The 14,924-nt window shown below is 74.9% G+C and carries 12 protein-coding genes; 7 read left to right on the top strand and 5 right to left on the bottom strand.

The genetic code is table 11. The features are described 5' to 3' along the window. Window positions 1–63: 63 nt before the first annotated feature. From rpmA to ACFQ80_RS11975, 3 genes are all read right to left on the bottom strand, one after another. Window positions 64–321: a 50S ribosomal protein L27 gene (rpmA, locus tag ACFQ80_RS11985; protein ID WP_430550177.1), complete on the bottom strand. Its 258-nt coding sequence runs from the start codon at window positions 319–321 to the stop codon at window positions 64–66. An 84-nt stretch (window positions 322–405) separates the two neighbouring features. Then, on the bottom strand, window positions 406–714 hold the full coding sequence (gene rplU / locus ACFQ80_RS11980; RefSeq protein ID WP_380315082.1) for a 50S ribosomal protein L21: 309 nt from the start codon (window positions 712–714) through the stop codon (window positions 406–408). Window positions 715–936: 222 nt separating this feature from the next. Next, entirely contained in the window at window positions 937–1,146 is a 210-nt protein-coding gene (locus ACFQ80_RS11975) for a dodecin family protein (protein ID WP_429732001.1), read from the bottom strand. 139 nt (window positions 1,147–1,285) lie between these two features. Between ACFQ80_RS11975 and ACFQ80_RS11970 the strand changes: the two genes are divergently transcribed. The 3 genes from ACFQ80_RS11970 to ACFQ80_RS11960 all read left to right on the top strand — a co-directional run bounded on the left by ACFQ80_RS11970 (window position 1,286) and on the right by ACFQ80_RS11960 (window position 4,138). Further along, on the top strand, window positions 1,286–1,909 hold the full coding sequence (locus ACFQ80_RS11970; RefSeq protein WP_430550178.1) for a protein-L-isoaspartate O-methyltransferase: 624 nt from the start codon (window positions 1,286–1,288) through the stop codon (window positions 1,907–1,909). A 236-nt stretch (window positions 1,910–2,145) separates the two neighbouring features. Next, window positions 2,146–2,958, top strand: a complete 813-nt coding sequence (locus tag ACFQ80_RS11965; protein WP_430563801.1) for an inositol monophosphatase family protein — start codon at window positions 2,146–2,148, stop codon at window positions 2,956–2,958. A gap of 76 nt (window positions 2,959–3,034) precedes the next feature. Then, on the top strand, window positions 3,035–4,138 hold the full coding sequence (locus ACFQ80_RS11960; protein WP_430563800.1) for a fatty acid desaturase family protein: 1,104 nt from the start codon (window positions 3,035–3,037) through the stop codon (window positions 4,136–4,138). A gap of 30 nt (window positions 4,139–4,168) precedes the next feature. On the opposite strand, the gene ACFQ80_RS11955 is transcribed toward ACFQ80_RS11960, so the two are convergent. Together ACFQ80_RS11955 and ACFQ80_RS11950 are read right to left on the bottom strand one after the other, a co-directional pair. After that, complete coding sequence (locus ACFQ80_RS11955; RefSeq protein ID WP_430563799.1) at window positions 4,169–4,747, bottom strand: thymidine kinase; 579 nt, start codon at window positions 4,745–4,747, stop codon at window positions 4,169–4,171. 107 nt (window positions 4,748–4,854) lie between these two features. After that, window positions 4,855–8,313, bottom strand: a complete 3,459-nt coding sequence (locus ACFQ80_RS11950; protein WP_430563798.1) for an Rne/Rng family ribonuclease — start codon at window positions 8,311–8,313, stop codon at window positions 4,855–4,857. 452 nt (window positions 8,314–8,765) lie between these two features. Here ACFQ80_RS11950 and ACFQ80_RS11945 point away from each other — a divergent pair, with 452 nt between their 5' ends. From ACFQ80_RS11945 to cydC, 4 genes are read left to right on the top strand one after another with little or no spacing between them, the layout of a single operon-like run. Continuing rightward, window positions 8,766–10,265 (top strand): cytochrome ubiquinol oxidase subunit I, encoded by a 1,500-nt coding sequence (locus ACFQ80_RS11945; RefSeq protein WP_430550184.1) that lies wholly within the window; start codon window positions 8,766–8,768, stop codon window positions 10,263–10,265. Between the two features lie 30 nt (window positions 10,266–10,295). After that, on the top strand, window positions 10,296–11,345 hold the full coding sequence (gene cydB, locus ACFQ80_RS11940; protein ID WP_430550185.1) for a cytochrome d ubiquinol oxidase subunit II: 1,050 nt from the start codon (window positions 10,296–10,298) through the stop codon (window positions 11,343–11,345). A 52-nt stretch (window positions 11,346–11,397) separates the two neighbouring features. Further along, window positions 11,398–13,158 (top strand): thiol reductant ABC exporter subunit CydD, encoded by a 1,761-nt coding sequence (cydD, locus tag ACFQ80_RS11935; protein ID WP_430563797.1) that lies wholly within the window; start codon window positions 11,398–11,400, stop codon window positions 13,156–13,158. A 38-nt stretch (window positions 13,159–13,196) separates the two neighbouring features. Beyond that, a complete protein-coding gene (gene cydC / locus ACFQ80_RS11930) occupies window positions 13,197–14,906 on the top strand; it encodes a thiol reductant ABC exporter subunit CydC (protein ID WP_430563802.1) in 1,710 nt (569 codons plus the stop codon). The last annotated feature ends 18 nt before the right edge of the window (window positions 14,907–14,924 follow it).

The raw sequence follows: 14,924 nt of genomic DNA, 5'->3' as shown, positions 1-14,924 counted from the left end.
GCGCACCGCGACGGTGCGCCCCTCGTCGTCGACTCGGGTGGGAGCCGGGGAAGTGTGTGCGGCTCAGACCTCGGCCGCGACGATGTCGATGACCTTGCGGCCACGACGCGTCGCGAAGGCCACCGAGCCGGCGGTCAGCGCGAACAGCGTGTCGTCGCCGCCACGGCCGACGTTGTCGCCGGGGTGGAAGTGGGTGCCGCGCTGGCGGACGATGATCTCGCCCGCCTTGACGACCTGGCCGCCGTAGCGCTTGACGCCGAGGCGCTGGGAGTTCGAGTCACGACCGTTGCGCGAGGAGCTCGCGCCCTTCTTGTGTGCCATCTGTCAGACCTGCTTTCTGCGAAGAACGAGGGGATCAGTGCCGCGGGCCGTGCTGCGGGGTGTCGCGCTCGGCCCGGCGGTGAGTCACTTGATGCCGGTGACCTTGAGGCGGGTCAGCGACTGGCGGTGACCCTGGCGCTTGCGGTAACCGGTCTTGTTCTTGTACTTGAGGATCGTGATCTTGGGACCCTTCTCGTCCCGCACGACCTCGGCGGTGACCTTGACCTTCGCCAGCTTCGCGGCGTCGGTGGTCACCTTCTCCCCGTCCACCAGAAGCAGAGCGGGCAGCTCCACCGTGTCACCGGCCTGGGCCTTGAGGCGGTCCATGACGACGATGTCCCCGACGGACACCTTCTCCTGACGGCCACCGGCCTTGACGATCGCGTACACCACGTTGCTGCTCATCTCTCCTGGTCTGGGCATGTCGCACGACGTTCTTCACCGACTTGGTCTGCAACTCGGCCCGCCGCGGCGGTCGAGTGCGGTGCGTCGTGGACACACGGGACTGGCACGCCACAGGCGCGCCGACGTCCAAGACTACGTCACGGCGCCGATCGGTTCAAACGTCCTCCCCCGCCGGCGGCCGTGACGTACCCCACCTCGCGAACGCTCCGCTCAGCCCTCGAGCACGAACGTCACCTGCAGGTCCACCTGCCACGCGACGATCGCGCCGTCCGACACCTCCACCTTCTGCTCCTTGACCCAGGCGCCGGTGATGTGGCGGACCGTCTGGCCCGCCCGCTCGAGGCCGACGCGGATCGCGTCCTCGAAGCTTGTGTCCGAGCGGGCCGTGATCTCCGTGACGCGCGCGACCGTGCCTGCCATGTCGTCCTCCGATCTTGGGCGGCCGACGTCCGTCGCCGACCGTCCCTCCGATCGTCGCCCCGGCCGGGTCCGCTCGCCCGGCGTCGCTCGCCCGGCGTCCCGCCCGGTGTCCGGACCGCTCCGGGGCGACGATGGGGACATGACCGGGCGGACCGGAGCGCCAGACCTGCCGACCGGGGCCGGAGGCGTCGACGACGCGGTGACGGCCGCGCTGCGCGCCGTCGACCGGCGCGGCTTCCTGCCCCGCGCCAGGGCCCGCTGGGCCGAGGCGGACAGCCCCGTCGAGATCGGGCACGGCCAGACGTGCTCGCAGCCGTCGACCGTCGCGGCGATGCTCCGGCTTCTCGACGTGCCCGTCGGCGCGGACGTGCTCGACGTCGGGTCCGGCTCCGGCTGGACGACGGCGCTGCTCGCCCGCCTCGTCGGACCCACCGGGTCGGTGCTGGGGCTCGAGCGGCACGCGGACCTCGCCGTCTGGGGCGCGGCCAACGTGCGACGCACCGGCATGGCCTGGGCCCGGGTGGCCCGAGCCGTCCCCGGACGCCTCGGCGCCCCGCGCGCCGGCGGGTGGGCCCGCGTGCTGGTGTCCGCCGCGCCCGCGCGGCTGCCCCCGGAGCTGGTCGACCAGGTCGCGCGCGGCGGCCGGATGGTGATCCCCGTGCGGCACGTGATGGTGCTCGTGACCCGGGACGAGCACGGTGAGGTCCGCACGTCCGAGCACGGGACCTACTCGTTCGTCCCGCTCGTGGAGGACCGGGCCTGACCTCGGACCTCCGCGAGCGGGACGCGTGCCCGTGCTCGATGTCCTCGCCGACCCCTTGTCGGCCGACGCGGCCTGGGCCGGGGCCACCGTGAGGCCGGTGGCCACGACGGCCCCCGCGAGGGTCGCGGCGACCTTGCGCTTCATCCCTGTCCTGTCCGACGTCCTGCTGCGCGCCGAAGGAGACCCCGCAGCATGGCGGCGGCCGGCGAGGATGAACGTCTGCCATGCTCGGCGTCGTGAGCGACACCGACGTGGCGGTCGAGGCCGCCCTGGCGGGCGCGACCGAGGTCGCCGACGCCTTCCGACGCCCCGTGACCCGCCACGCGAAGGTGGGGCTGGACTTCGCCACCGACACCGACGTCGCCGCCGAGCAGGCGGTGCGCGCCGTCCTCGCCGCGGCCCGGCCCGGCGACGCCGTCGTCGGCGAGGAGCTCGGCACGTCCGGCGGCGACGCCGCCCGGCGGTGGTACGTCGACCCCCTGTGCGGCACGCTCAACTTCGCCGCCGGCGTCCCGTCGTTCGGCGTCAACGTCGCCCTCGTGGAACGGCGCGACGGGATCGAACGGGTCCTGGCCGCGGCCGTCGCGGACCCCCTCACCCGCGAGGTGGTGTGGACCGACGGCGTGCGCACCCGCGTGCGGGACGCGGCCGGGTCCCCCGAGGTCGACGCCTCCCCCACCCCCGTGACCCGCCTCGTGAACGTGGACGTCGACAACGGCGGGGCGACGCCGGCGCTCGTCGCCGACGCCGGGCTGCGCGCGGCCTGGGCGGTGCGGGTCGCGTCCAGCTCGCTCGCGCTCGCCTGGGTGGCCGCCGGCCGCCATGCCGCCTACGTGACCGGGGCCGACGTCGACGGCAGCGTCCACTTCCTGCCCGGCGTGGCCGTGTGCGAGGCGGCCGGATGCGTCGTCACGGACCTCGACGGCGGGCCCGTGCGCGGCGGGCGCGGGATCCTCGCGGCCGCCGACGCCGCCACGGCCCGGGAGGTGCTCGACCGGCTCCGCGCTCTGGGGGGACAACCCCCTTGTCCCGAACCTACGGCCCCGTAGGCTCGGGGCATCCGCGCGACCGAGCGACCGCTCACACCTCGGCTGGGAAGTCGACCCCGACCCCTGCGAGGCACGCATGCCCCCAGTCGTCCCGGCCGTACTCGACAGCTCCGCCGCCCCGCGCGACGGTGCCGCCGCGAAGTTCACCAGCACGTACGGTGCCCTGTCCCGGGAGGTGCGCGACGCCGGGCTGCTGAGCCGGGCGTACGGCTACTACCTCGTCAACGGGCTGGTCCTCCTCCTGGCGCTCGGCGGCGTCGCGACCGGGTTCGTCCTGCTGGGCGACTCGTGGTTCCAGCTCCTGATCGCGGCAGCGCTCGGGGTCGTGCTCACGCAGCTGGCGTTCCTCACGCACGAGACGGCGCACCGGCAGGTCTTCGCGTCCGGGCCGCTCAACGACCGCGTCGGCCGCATCCTGGCGAACGCCGTGGTCGGTATCAGCTACTCGTGGTGGATGACGAAGCACACCCGCCACCACGCCAACCCCAACCAGGTGGGCAAGGACCCCGACGTCGCCCCCGGCGTCATCTCGTTCACCGCGGAGGCGGCCGCCGACCACCACGGGTTCCTGGGCGCGATCACGCGCCGCCAGGGGTGGCTGTTCTTCCCCCTCCTCACCCTCGAGGGGCTCAACCTGCACGTGACCGCCGTGCGTTCGCTGCTGACCGGCCCGCCCGAGGAGCGCGCGTCCCGCCGACGCGAGCTCGTGACGATCCTGGTGCGCCTCACCGTCTACGTGGCGGTCGTCCTGTGGTGGCTGCCCCTGGGCCTCGGGTTCGCCTTCCTCGGCGTGCAGCTCGCCGTGTTCGGCGTCTACATGGGTGCGACGTTCGCGCCCAACCACAAGGGCATGACGATGATCCCCGAGGGCAGCAAGATCGACTTCCTGTCGAAGCAGGTGCTCACGTCGCGCAACGTGCGCGGGGGCGCCTGGATGAGCGTCCTGATGGGCGGCCTCAACCTCCAGATCGAGCACCACCTGTTCCCGAGCATGCCGCGTCCCCACCTGGCGCGCGCCCGGCTGATCGTCCGGGAGCACTGCGCGCGTCTCGGGATGCCGTACACCGAGACCTCGCTGCTGCGCTCGTACGCGATCGTCGTGCGCTACCTCAACGAGGTCGGGCTGGCCGCCCGCGACCCGTTCGACTGCCCGATGCGCCAGCAGCTCGGGCGCCGCTGACCGTCGGGCGGCGCGGCGGCGTCCCCCTCGTCAGCCGGCGCGGTGCTGCCGGCAGCGCGCCTCGTACGACTCGGACCCGCCCACGTGCCCCGACGTCGGGGCCAGCGCGTCGTCGTCGGTCGGCGCCTGTTCGATCCGGACGTGGAACGCCGCGTCGCGACCGCAGACCGCGCACACCGCGGTGAGCTTGGTGACCGACTCGGCGACCGCCATCAGCTCGGGCAGCGGCGCGAACGCCCGGCCGTCGAACGTCACGGACAGCCCGGCCACCACCACGACGAGTCCCGCGTCGGCCAGCGCCGTCGCGACGTCCACGAGGTCGGGGCCGAAGAACTGCGCCTCGTCGACCGCCACCAGCTCCGTGCCCGCCGTGACGAGCCCCGGGATCTCCTCGGCGTGCCGCACGTTGCGCGAGGGCACCTCCAGCCCGGAGTGGGACGCCACCCGGCCCGGCCCGCTGCGCGTGTCGAGCTCGTGCGCGACGACGAGGACGCCCCGGCGTGCCACCTGCGCGCGGTGCACCCGGCGCACCAGCTCCTCCGTCTTGCCGGCGAACATCGGGCCGGCGATCACCTCGAGCCGTCCACCGCTGCGGTCGTCCCCCGTCATGGCCCGAGCATGACACGCCGAGGTCGAAGCGAAGGGCCCGAGGTCGATGTCCTGGACATCGACCTCGGGCCCTTCGCTTCGACCTCGCGGTCAGGTCACTCGGTAGGTCATTCGGTGCCGGTCACTCCCGCGGCCGCAGCCTCCCCAGCACCCGACTGAGCAGGCTTCGGGGCTCCGGCTCCTTTCCGCGCGCGGCGCGGAGCCTTCTTCGCGGGCTTCGTGGCCGCCGCGGGCGCCGTGTCGGCCGCGGCCTCGGGCTCGGCCGCCGGCTCCGACTTCCGCTCGGGCAGCTCGATGAGCGTCTCCGGCGCGACGGGCGTCACGGCCGAAGGCTCCACGGGCTCGGGCAGGTCCAGGGGCTCGGGCCGGTCCAGGGGCGCCGGGGCAGCGGTGGCCGGAGCCGCCGCCGGGGCGGCGTCCTTGGCACCTTCCGCGGCCTCGTGCTTGGCCTCGTCCTTGGCGTCGTGCTCGTGCTCGTGGGCGTGCGCCGCGGCGGCCGCGATCGTGGCGAGCGTGGCCTTGACGGCCTCGCGCGCCTCGGAGCGGTCCTCGGGCAGGGTCGGCACCTCGGCTGCGGGCGCCGGGGTCGCCGGCTCGCCCTGCTTGCCGCCGCGCTTGCGGCGCGACCGCTTCGCCCCCTCGCCCTGGTCGCCGTCGTGGTGCTGGTGGGCACCGTTCTTCTCGATCGGCTCGCTGTGCACGATGAACCCGCGGCCCTTGCAGTGCTCGCAGGTCTCGGAGAACGCCTCGACCAGGCCCTGGCCCACGCGCTTGCGGGTCATCTGCACGAGACCGAGCGAGGTCACCTCGGCCACCTGGTGCTTGGTGCGGTCGCGGCCCAGGCACTCCACCAGACGGCGCAGCACGAGGTCGCGGTTCGACTCGAGCACCATGTCGATGAAGTCGATGACGACGATGCCGCCGATGTCGCGCAGCCGCAGCTGGCGCACGATCTCCTCGGCCGCCTCGAGGTTGTTCCGCGTGACGGTCTCCTCGAGCGTGCCGCCCGCGCCGGTGAACTTGCCGGTGTTGACGTCGATGACCGTCATGGCCTCGGTGCGGTCGATGACCAGCGACCCGCCGGACGGCAGCCAGACCTTGCGGTCCATGCCCTTGGCGAGCTGCTCGTCCACGCGGTGCACGGCGAACACGTCGGTGTTCTCCGTCCACTTCGTCACGCGGTCGCGCAGGTCGGGGGCGAGCTCCTCGACGTACTGGGCGATCTCGTCCCACGCGCCCTGGCCCTGGATCTGCAGCGACGAGAAGTCGTCGTTGAAGATGTCGCGGACGACGCGGATCGCGAGGTCGGGCTCGCCCTGCAGCAGCGCCGGGGCGCTGGCCGACGACGACTTCTTCTGGATCGCGGCCCACTGGGCCTCGAGGCGCTCGACGTCGGCGCGCAGCTCCGCCTCGCTCGCGCCCTCGGCGGCGGTGCGCACGATGACGCCGGCGCCGTCGGGCACGACGTCGCGCAGGATCTTCTTGAGCCGGCTGCGCTCGGTGTCGGGCAGCTTGCGGCTGATGCCGGTCATGCCGCCGCCCGGCACGAACACCAGGTAACGGCCCGCGAGCGTGACCTGCGAGGTCAGGCGCGCGCCCTTGTGCCCGATCGGGTCCTTCGTGACCTGCACGAGCACGGAGTCGCCCGACTTCAGGGCCTCCTCGATGCGGCGCGGCTGGCCCTCGAGCCCCGCGGCGTCCCAGTTCACCTCGCCGGCGTACAGGACGGCGTTGCGCCCCTTGCCGACGTCGACGAACGCGGCCTCCATGCTGGGCAGCACGTTCTGCACGCGGCCGAGGTAGACGTTGCCCACCATCGACGCCTGCGACTGCTGCGAGACGTAGTGCTCCACGAGCACGCCGTCCTCGAGCACGGCGATCTGCGTGCGGCCGTCGCGCTCGCGCACCACCATCGACCGCGTCACGGACTCGCGGCGCGCGAGGAACTCGGCCTCGGTGATGATCTGGCGGCGGCGGCCGGCGTCGCGGCCCTCGCGGCGGCGCTGGCGCTTCGCCTCGAGGCGCGTCGAGCCCTTGAGGGCCGTGACCTCGTCGCGGTCACGGGTACGCGCCACGGCGGCCTCGGCCCGCTCCTGGCGGGTGCCGCGGCGACGGCGACGACGGCGACGGCTCGAGGCGGACTCGCCGCCCTCGTCCTCGCCCTGCTCGTCGGCCTGGTCCTCGCCGCGGCCGTGGTCGTCGACCTCGGTCTCGGCGGGGCGCTCGTCCTCGCCGGCACCCTCGTCGGAACCGTCCTCGTCGTCCAGGTCCTCGCCCTCGGGGCGGCGACCGCCCCGACGGCCGCGTCCACCCCGGCGCCGGCGCCGGCGCGGGCGGATCTCGTCGTCCTCGCCGTCCTCGTCGCTCAGGTCCTCCGGGCCCAGGTCGACGAGCTCGACGCCCTCGGCCACGAGCTCGGACTCGATCGCGCCGACCTCCTCGACCGCGGCGGCCTCGTCCTCGCTGAGCTCGACGTCGGCCACCCGCTCCGTGGACGCCGGCGACCCGACGGGCTCCGCAACCTGGGCGTCGGCGGCGGCGGGCGCCTCGACGGGAGCCTCCGGAGCCACCTGCTCGGCGGGCTCCGCGGCCTTCGCGGCGCGGGTGCCGCGGGTCGCACGGCGCGACCGGGTCCGCGTCGGCTCGTCCTTCGGCGTCTCGACGGCGGGCGCCGGAGCCTTCTCGGGTGCGCTCGTCGCGACCTCGGGCTCGGGCGCGCTCGTCGCCTCCTCGGCCGGCGCGTCGTGCGGGCGCGGCGGGCCGGCGGGGGCCTGCGCGCGGCGGGACCGGCGCGCGGTCGACAGGTCGGGGGCCTGGAACAGCACGGCCGTCGTCGCGAGGCGCGGGGTGGCCGACCCGCCGCCTCGCACGGCCGGCGAGCGCGGCGCGGTCTGCTCGGCGGTCTTCTCCGCGGCGGCCTCAGGCCTCTCCTCCGCGGCAGCGGCCTGCCCGGCGGGCTTCTCGGCGTCCTTCGCCGCGCCGGCGCCCTTCCGGGTGGTGGCCTTCTTGGTCGCCCGCTTCGCGGGCGCCTTCTTCGCGGGGGCGGCCTCCTCGGCGTCGGCCTGCGCGGTCTCCTCGGCGGGCTCGGCGGCGGGGACCTCGTCCTTCGACGCAGCCGTGCGGCGGGCGCGGGTGCGCGTGCCGCCGGACGTGCTGCGCCCCTTGGCCGGCGCGGCCTCGGGCTCGGCGGCAGGAACCTCGTCGGCCGGCTCGGCGGCGGCGGGCTCGGTGGTGGCCTCGGTGGTGGCCTCGGGCTCGGTGGCGCGCTGCGCTCCGGTGGTGCGGGTGGCGCGGCGGCGGGAGCGCGCCGGCTTCTCGGCGACCTCGTCGGCCGCACGCCCGGCGGGCCCCTCCGGCAGCACGATGTCGGCGAGCGACGCGGCGCCGCCCGCGGCCGTCTCGGCCTGGGCGTCGGCACGGTCCGGCAGGACCAGGTCGGAGAGGGGGGCGGCCGCGGGGGCGGCGGGCTGCTCGGCCTGCGGGCCCTGGGGTGCGGCGGCGGCCCGGGTGGCGCGACGGCGGGCGGGCTTGCGGGCTGCGGCGTCGGTCGGGTTGTCGGACGTCACGAAAAGCGCTCCAGCTCCGGCGGCCCCGCCCCCACACGTGCGGGCCACCGGTGGTCGTCGTCGGACGCGCGCGCTGCTCAGCGCGCCGGCCGACGGAAGTCTCGGTTCCGGCTGCGGCACCGCGCTCTTCGCGGACGCCCGCCGCCCGGCCTCGTGGCCTGGCGGCGGCATCGCGTGCGGATCGCGAGTGCTGCGAGCTCGTGGGCCGCCCCGGGATGTGGGCCAGGACGGCTTCGCACCAGTATCGCATCCTGCGCGCCCCGCCGCGTGACCCGACGCCGCACGTCGCGGGCGCGACCCGCCCCGGCTTGACTTGTGAAGACCTTCACTACTTAGATCGTGAAAGTCTTCACGAATCCCGTCCCGTGACGACGACAGCGCTGGTCGTGCGCCCGCGCACCGGTGGTCCTACGGTCGAGAGACCGGTCGGACGAACGAGCAAGGAGAACCCCGTGGACGCCCTCGCACTGGCCCGCTGGCAGTTCGCCATCACGACCGTGTACCACTTCATCTTCGTCCCGCTGACCATCGGCCTCGCACCGCTGGTCGCCGGGATGCAGACGGCGTGGGTCGTCACCAAGAAGGAGCGCTGGCTCCGGCTGACCAAGTTCTTCGGCAAGCTCCTGCTGATCAACTTCGCGCTGGGCGTGGTCACCGGCATCTGGCAGGAGTTCCAGTTCGGGATGGCGTGGAGCGAGTACTCCCGCTTCGTCGGCGACGTCTTCGGCGCGCCGCTCGCGATGGAGGCGCTGGCGGCCTTCTTCGTCGAGTCCGTCTTCCTCGGCCTGTGGATCTTCGGCTGGGACCGCGTGTCCAAGAAGGTGCACCTCGCGGCCATCTGGCTGTTCGCGCTCGCGACGAACCTCTCGGCGTTCTTCATCCTCGCCGCGAACTCGTGGATGCAGCACCCCGTGGGCACGATCTACAACGAGGAGACCGGGCGCGCCGAGATGGAGTCCATCGGCGCCGTGCTCACGAACAACACGCTGTGGGCCGCGTTCCCGCACACGATCACGGCCGCGTTCCTCACCGCGGGCACCTTCGTCTGCGGCATCGCCACGTGGTGGATGGTCCGGCTGGTGCGCAGCAAGAAGCCCGAGAACGTCGAGAAGGCGCGCACCGTGTACCGGCCCGCGGTCCTCGTCGGCGTGTGGACCATGATCATCGCCGGAGCCGGGGTGATCTGGTCGGGCGACCTCCAGGGCAAGCTCATGTACGAGCAACAGCCGGGCAAGATGTCGTCGGCCGAGGCCCTGTGCGAGGGCACCGAGGCCGCCGAGTTCTCCATCCTCGCCGTCGGCCCCCTGTACGCCGGGTGCGAGGACGTGGACCACCTCATCTCCGTGCCGGGCGTCACCAGCTTCCTCGGCACCGGCCACTTCTCGGGCCCCGAGTCCTACCTGCCCGGCGTCTACGACGTGCAGGAGCAGTACACCGAGCGGTACGGCGACGTCACCGCCTCGGGCGAGCCCGTCACCTACACCCCGCCGCTGGCCATCACCTACTGGTCGTTCCGGCTCATGATCGGACTGGCGGTGTTCTCCCTGGCGCTCGCGCTCACCGCGCTGTGGGCCACCCGCAAGGGCAGGGTGAGCGACAACGTCTGGCTGGGCAGGCTGGGCCTCCTCGCGATCCCCATGCCGTTCCTCGCCTGCTCGTTCGGGTGGATCTTCACGGAGGTGGGCCGCCAGCCGTGGGTGGTGGCGCCCAACCCCACGGGCATCGACCAGGTGCGGCTGCTCACCGAGCGCGGGGTGTCCACGGCGGTGCCGGCGGGCGTGATCCTCACGTCGATGATCGTGCTGACGCTGGTCTACGCGGTGCTCGCCGTCGTCTGGTACCGGCTGATGCACCGGTACGCCGTCGAAGGGGTCCCCGACTCCGTCCGCGACGAGTCGCCGGAGGCGCAGGAGCCCGACGACACCGACCGCCCCCTGTCCTTCGCGTACTGAGCGCCCGAAACCGAGAACTGGGAGACCCCCGTGGACCTCGCGATCCTCTGGTTCGTCATCATCGCCGTCCTGTGGACGGGCTACCTCGTGCTCGAGGGCTTCGACTTCGGCGTCGGCATGCTGCTGTCGATCCTGCCGCGCGGCGGCAGGGAGCAGCGTGACAAGGAACGCCGGGTGCTGATCAACACGATCGGCCCGGTGTGGGACGGCAACGAGGTGTGGCTGCTCACCGCGGGCGGCGCCACCTTCGCCGCCTTCCCCGAGTGGTACGCAACGATGTTCTCCGGCTTCTACCTGCCGCTGCTGATCATCCTGCTGGGCCTCATCGCGCGCGGCGTCGCGTTCGAGTACCGCGGCAAGATCTCCGACGCCCGGTGGGCGCGGCGCTGCGACGTCGCCATCCAGTTCGGGTCGTGGATCCCGTCGATCATGTGGGGCGTCGCGTTCGGCAACCTGGTGCGCGGCCTGCTGCTCGACGTCGACCACCAGTACGTGGGCGGCTTCTGGGCGCTGCTCAACCCGTTCGCCCTGCTCGGCGGCCTCACCACGCTGGTGCTCTTCCTGCTGCACGGCAGCGTGTTCGTCGCCCTCAAGACCGACGGCGACGTGCGCGAGCGCGCCGGCCGGCTCGCGTCGGCGCTGTCCGTGGTCGCGCTCGTCGTCGCGGGCGGCTGGGCCGTCTGGGCCCAGGTCGCCTACTCGGCGACGTGGACGTGGGCGGCCGTCGGCGTCGCGGCCCTCGCCCTGGTCGGCGTGGTCGTGGCGGCGCGGGCGCGACGGGAGGGATGGGCGTTCACGCTCTCGGCCGTCGCCATCGCGAGCGCCGTCGTCCTGATCTTCGGCTCCATGTACCCCGACGTGATCCCCGCGCTCGACGGTGGCGAGGCCCTCACGGTGGCGGAGGCCGCCTCGACGCCGTACACGCTCACGGTGATGTCGTGGGTGGCGGTGGTGCTCACGCCGCTCGTCATCGCCTACCAGGCGTGGACGTACTGGATCTTCCGCCGGCGCCTCTCCAGCAAGGACATCCCCGCCCCCGCGGGGCTGTCCTGGCAGAAGATCAAGGACGCGGCCTTCTGACGCGCGCCCCGTCGTCGATACTGACCTTCGTGCCGACCCCTGGCCTGCTCCCGTGAAGCCCCTCGACCCCCGCCTGCTGCGGCGTGCGCGCGCGGCCCGGTGGTACGTCGCCCTCACAGCGGCGCTCGGCGTCGCCGCCGCCGGCGCCGTCGTGCTCCAGGCCTTCGCCATCGCGCACACCCTCGGCCCGGCCGTGACGGCGGGCAGCGCGGGCGCGCCGCTCGCCCTGGCCGACGTCGCGCCGTGGCTCGGGGCGCTCGTCGCCGCGATCGCCGCGCGCGCCGTCATCGCCTGGGCGCAGGAGCGGTACGCGCAGAAGGCGGCGGCCGACGTGGTGGCCGAGCTGCGCGAGCAGGTGGTCGCGCACGCGGTGGCGCTGGGCCCGCGGCCCACCGGGGGCGGCACCGACGGCGAGGGGGCTGCCGCCACGGCCACGCTCGCCACGCGAGGCCTGGACGACCTGGGCCCGTACCTCGTGCGCTACCTGCCCCAGCTGCTCCTCACGGCGATCCTCACCCCCGCGCTGGTGCTGGTCGTCCTCGGGCTGGACTGGGTCTCCGCGCTGATCTGCGTCGTCACCCTGCCGCTCGTGCCGCTGTTCATGTGGCTGGTCGGCGTCATGACCGCGGGCGCCTCCGAGCGCCGGCTGCGCACCATCGAGCGACTGGGGTCGCAGGTGCTCGACCTGCTGGCCGGGCTGCCGACCCTCCGGGCCTTCGGTCGCGAGATCGGGCCCGGCGCCCGCGTGCGAGCCCTCGGGGACGCGTCGCGGCGCACCACGATGGGCACGCTGCGGATCGCGTTCCTGTCCGGGATGGTGCTGGAGCTGCTCACCACGCTGTCGGTCGCGATCGTCGCCGTCGGCGTCGGCCTGCGCCTCGTCGAGGGGATGATCGCCCTGGTGCCCGCCATCGCCGTCCTCGTGCTCGCGCCCGAGGTCTACCTGCCGCTGCGTCGCGTCGGCGCCGAGTTCCACGCGTCCACCGACGGCCTGGCGGCCGCCGATCGGGCCTTCACCCTCCTCGAGCGGCCCGTCCCGGTCGCGGGCACCACCCCCGCGCCGGCCCTCGCCGGCGCGACCCTCGTGCTCGACGGCGTCGGCGTCCGTGCCGGCGACCGCGACGTCCTCGCCCCCGCCGGGCTCACCGCGCGCGTGCCGCTCGGCACCGGCCGCCCCGGCGGCGGCAGGGTCGTCGCGCTGCGCGGGCCGAGCGGCGCGGGAAAGTCCACGACGGCGCTCGTCCTGCTGGGGCTGCTGCGCCCCGACGAGGGCCGGGTGCTCGTCGAGGCTCCGGGCGCCGCCCTCCCGACAGACCTCGGCACCGTCGACCCGGCCACCTGGTGGCCGCAGGTCACGTGGGTGCCGCAGCGCCCCACCCTGGCCCCCGGCACCGTGCGCGACGCCGTCACCGACGGCCGCCCCGTGCCCGCCGACGCCCTGGCGGCGGCCGCGCGGACCACGGGCCTGGACGACGTCGTCGCGGGGCTGCCGCAGGGGTGGGACACCCCGGTCGGCCTGGGCGGCACCGGGCTGAGCGTCGGGCAGCGGCAGCGGGTGGCGCTCGCCGCCGCGCTGCTCGACGGCGAGACACCCGGCGACGGCGCTCCCCCGCCCCTCGTGCTGCTCGACGAGCCCACCGCGCACCTGGACGCCCGCGGTGAGCAGGTGGTGCTCGACACCGTGCGCGCGTGGCGCGACGCCGGGCGCACGGTCGTCGTCGTCGCGCACCGGGCGTCGCTCCTGGCGCTCGCCGACCAGGTGGTGGACGTCTCCTCGCGCGTCGTCGGGCCGGCCGAGGCGGTGGCGTCGTGAGGCGCGCGACGACCGACCCGCTGCGCCGCGTGCTGCCGATGCTGGAGGTGCGCTGGACCCGCGTGGCGCGCGCCGTCGCGCTCGGCACCCTGGCGCTCGGGTTCTCGGTGGGCCTGGCCGCCGCCGCGGCGTGGCTCATCGCCCGCGCCTCGCAGATGCCGCCCGTGCTGCAGCTCTCGGTGGCGGTCGTGGCCGTCCGCGCCTTCGGCACCGGCCGCGGCGTGCTGCGCTACCTCGAGCGGCTCGCGTCCCACGACGTCGCCCTGCGCGGCATGGCAGCACTGCGGGCCAACCTCTACGACGCGCTGGCCCGGGGGCCCGTGACGCGCGTGATCGCGCTGCGCCGCGGCGACCTGCTCGCCCGCGTCGGCGCCGACGTCGACGCGGTGGGCGACGTCGTCGTACGGGCGCTGATCCCCGCCGGGGTGGCGGCGTGCGTGGGGCTCGGCTCCGTGGTCCTGGTGGGGGCGTTCCTGCCCGCCGCCGGGGCCACCCTGCTCGGCTGCCTGCTGCTCACGGGCGTGCTCGCGCCGTGGCTGGCGTCCCGCGCGGCGGCGTCGGTCGAGCGGCGGGGCGCCGCGGCCCGGGCCGAGGTGACCGGGCGCGCGCTCGAGCTGCTGGAGGACGGTCAGCAGCTGCGCGTCGCCGGCAGGCTCGACGCCCGGCTCGCCGGCCTGCGCGCCGCCGACGCGCGCCTCACCCGCTCGACCGACGACGGCGCGCGCATCTCCGGCACGTCGGCGGCCATCGACGCGGGGGCGCAGACCTTCGCCGTGCTGTGCTCGCTGCTGCTCGGCCTCCCCGCCGTCGCGGCGGGCGCGCTGACTCCCGTCGAGCTCGCGGTCGTCGTGCTCACCCCGCTCGCCGTCTTCGAGGCGACGTCGACGCTGCCCGCCGCCGCCGTCCAGCTGCGCCGGTCGCGGGAGGCCGCGCGGCGGCTCGTCGCCCTCCTCCCCGACCTGTCGGACACCGAGCCCGGCGGGGCGCCCGCGGTGGGGCAGGCGTCGGACTCGCTGCTGGAGCTCGACGGCGTCGGCGCCGGCTGGGCGGACCGCGCCGTGGTCGAGGGCGTCGACCTCGCGCTGCGCCCCGGCGCCGTCGTCGCCCTGGCCGGGCCGTCCGGCGTGGGCAAGACGACGGTGCTGCTCACGGCGGCGGGCCTGCTGCCGCCACGCGCCGGCGCCGTCCGGACCGGCGACGGCGGGGCGCTGTTCGTCGCCGAGGACGGGCACCTGTTCGGCACGACGGTCCTGGAGAACCTCCGCGTCGCCCGGCCGGACGTGACCGCCGACGAGGCCGGCGGCGCGCTCGCCGCCGTCGGCCTGGACGCCTGGCTAGCCGGGCTGCCCGACGGCCTGGACGCGATGCTCGGCCCTGACGGCGCCGACGTCTCCGGCGGCGAGCGCCGACGCCTGCTCGTCGCGAGGGCGCTCCTCGCGCCCGCCCGGGCCCTCCTCGTCGACGAGCCCGCCGAGCACCTCGACGCCGCCACCGCCGACGCGCTGGTCGCGACGCTGGCCGCGCACGCCCGCGGGACCGGGCGCGCGGTCGTCGTCGCGTCGCACCGGCTCACACCGCTCGCGGTCGCGGACGAGGTGCTGCTGCTGGGCGCCGGTCCGGAGGCCGGGGACGCCGCCGCGCGGGTCGTGGCGCGGGGCCCGCACTCCGCGCTGCTGCGCGACGAGCCGGACTACGCGTGGGCGGCCGAGCAGGAACGGGACGAAGAAGCCAGGGTCCTCCCCGGGTGACGAGGGAGTCCGGGCCGC

The organism is Isoptericola sp. NPDC056578 (assembly GCF_042793275.1).
Lineage (GTDB): Bacteria > Actinomycetota > Actinomycetes > Actinomycetales > Cellulomonadaceae > Isoptericola.
The sequence above is the reverse complement of the archived record's forward strand: the minus strand, read 5'-3'. Positions and strand labels throughout refer to the sequence as shown.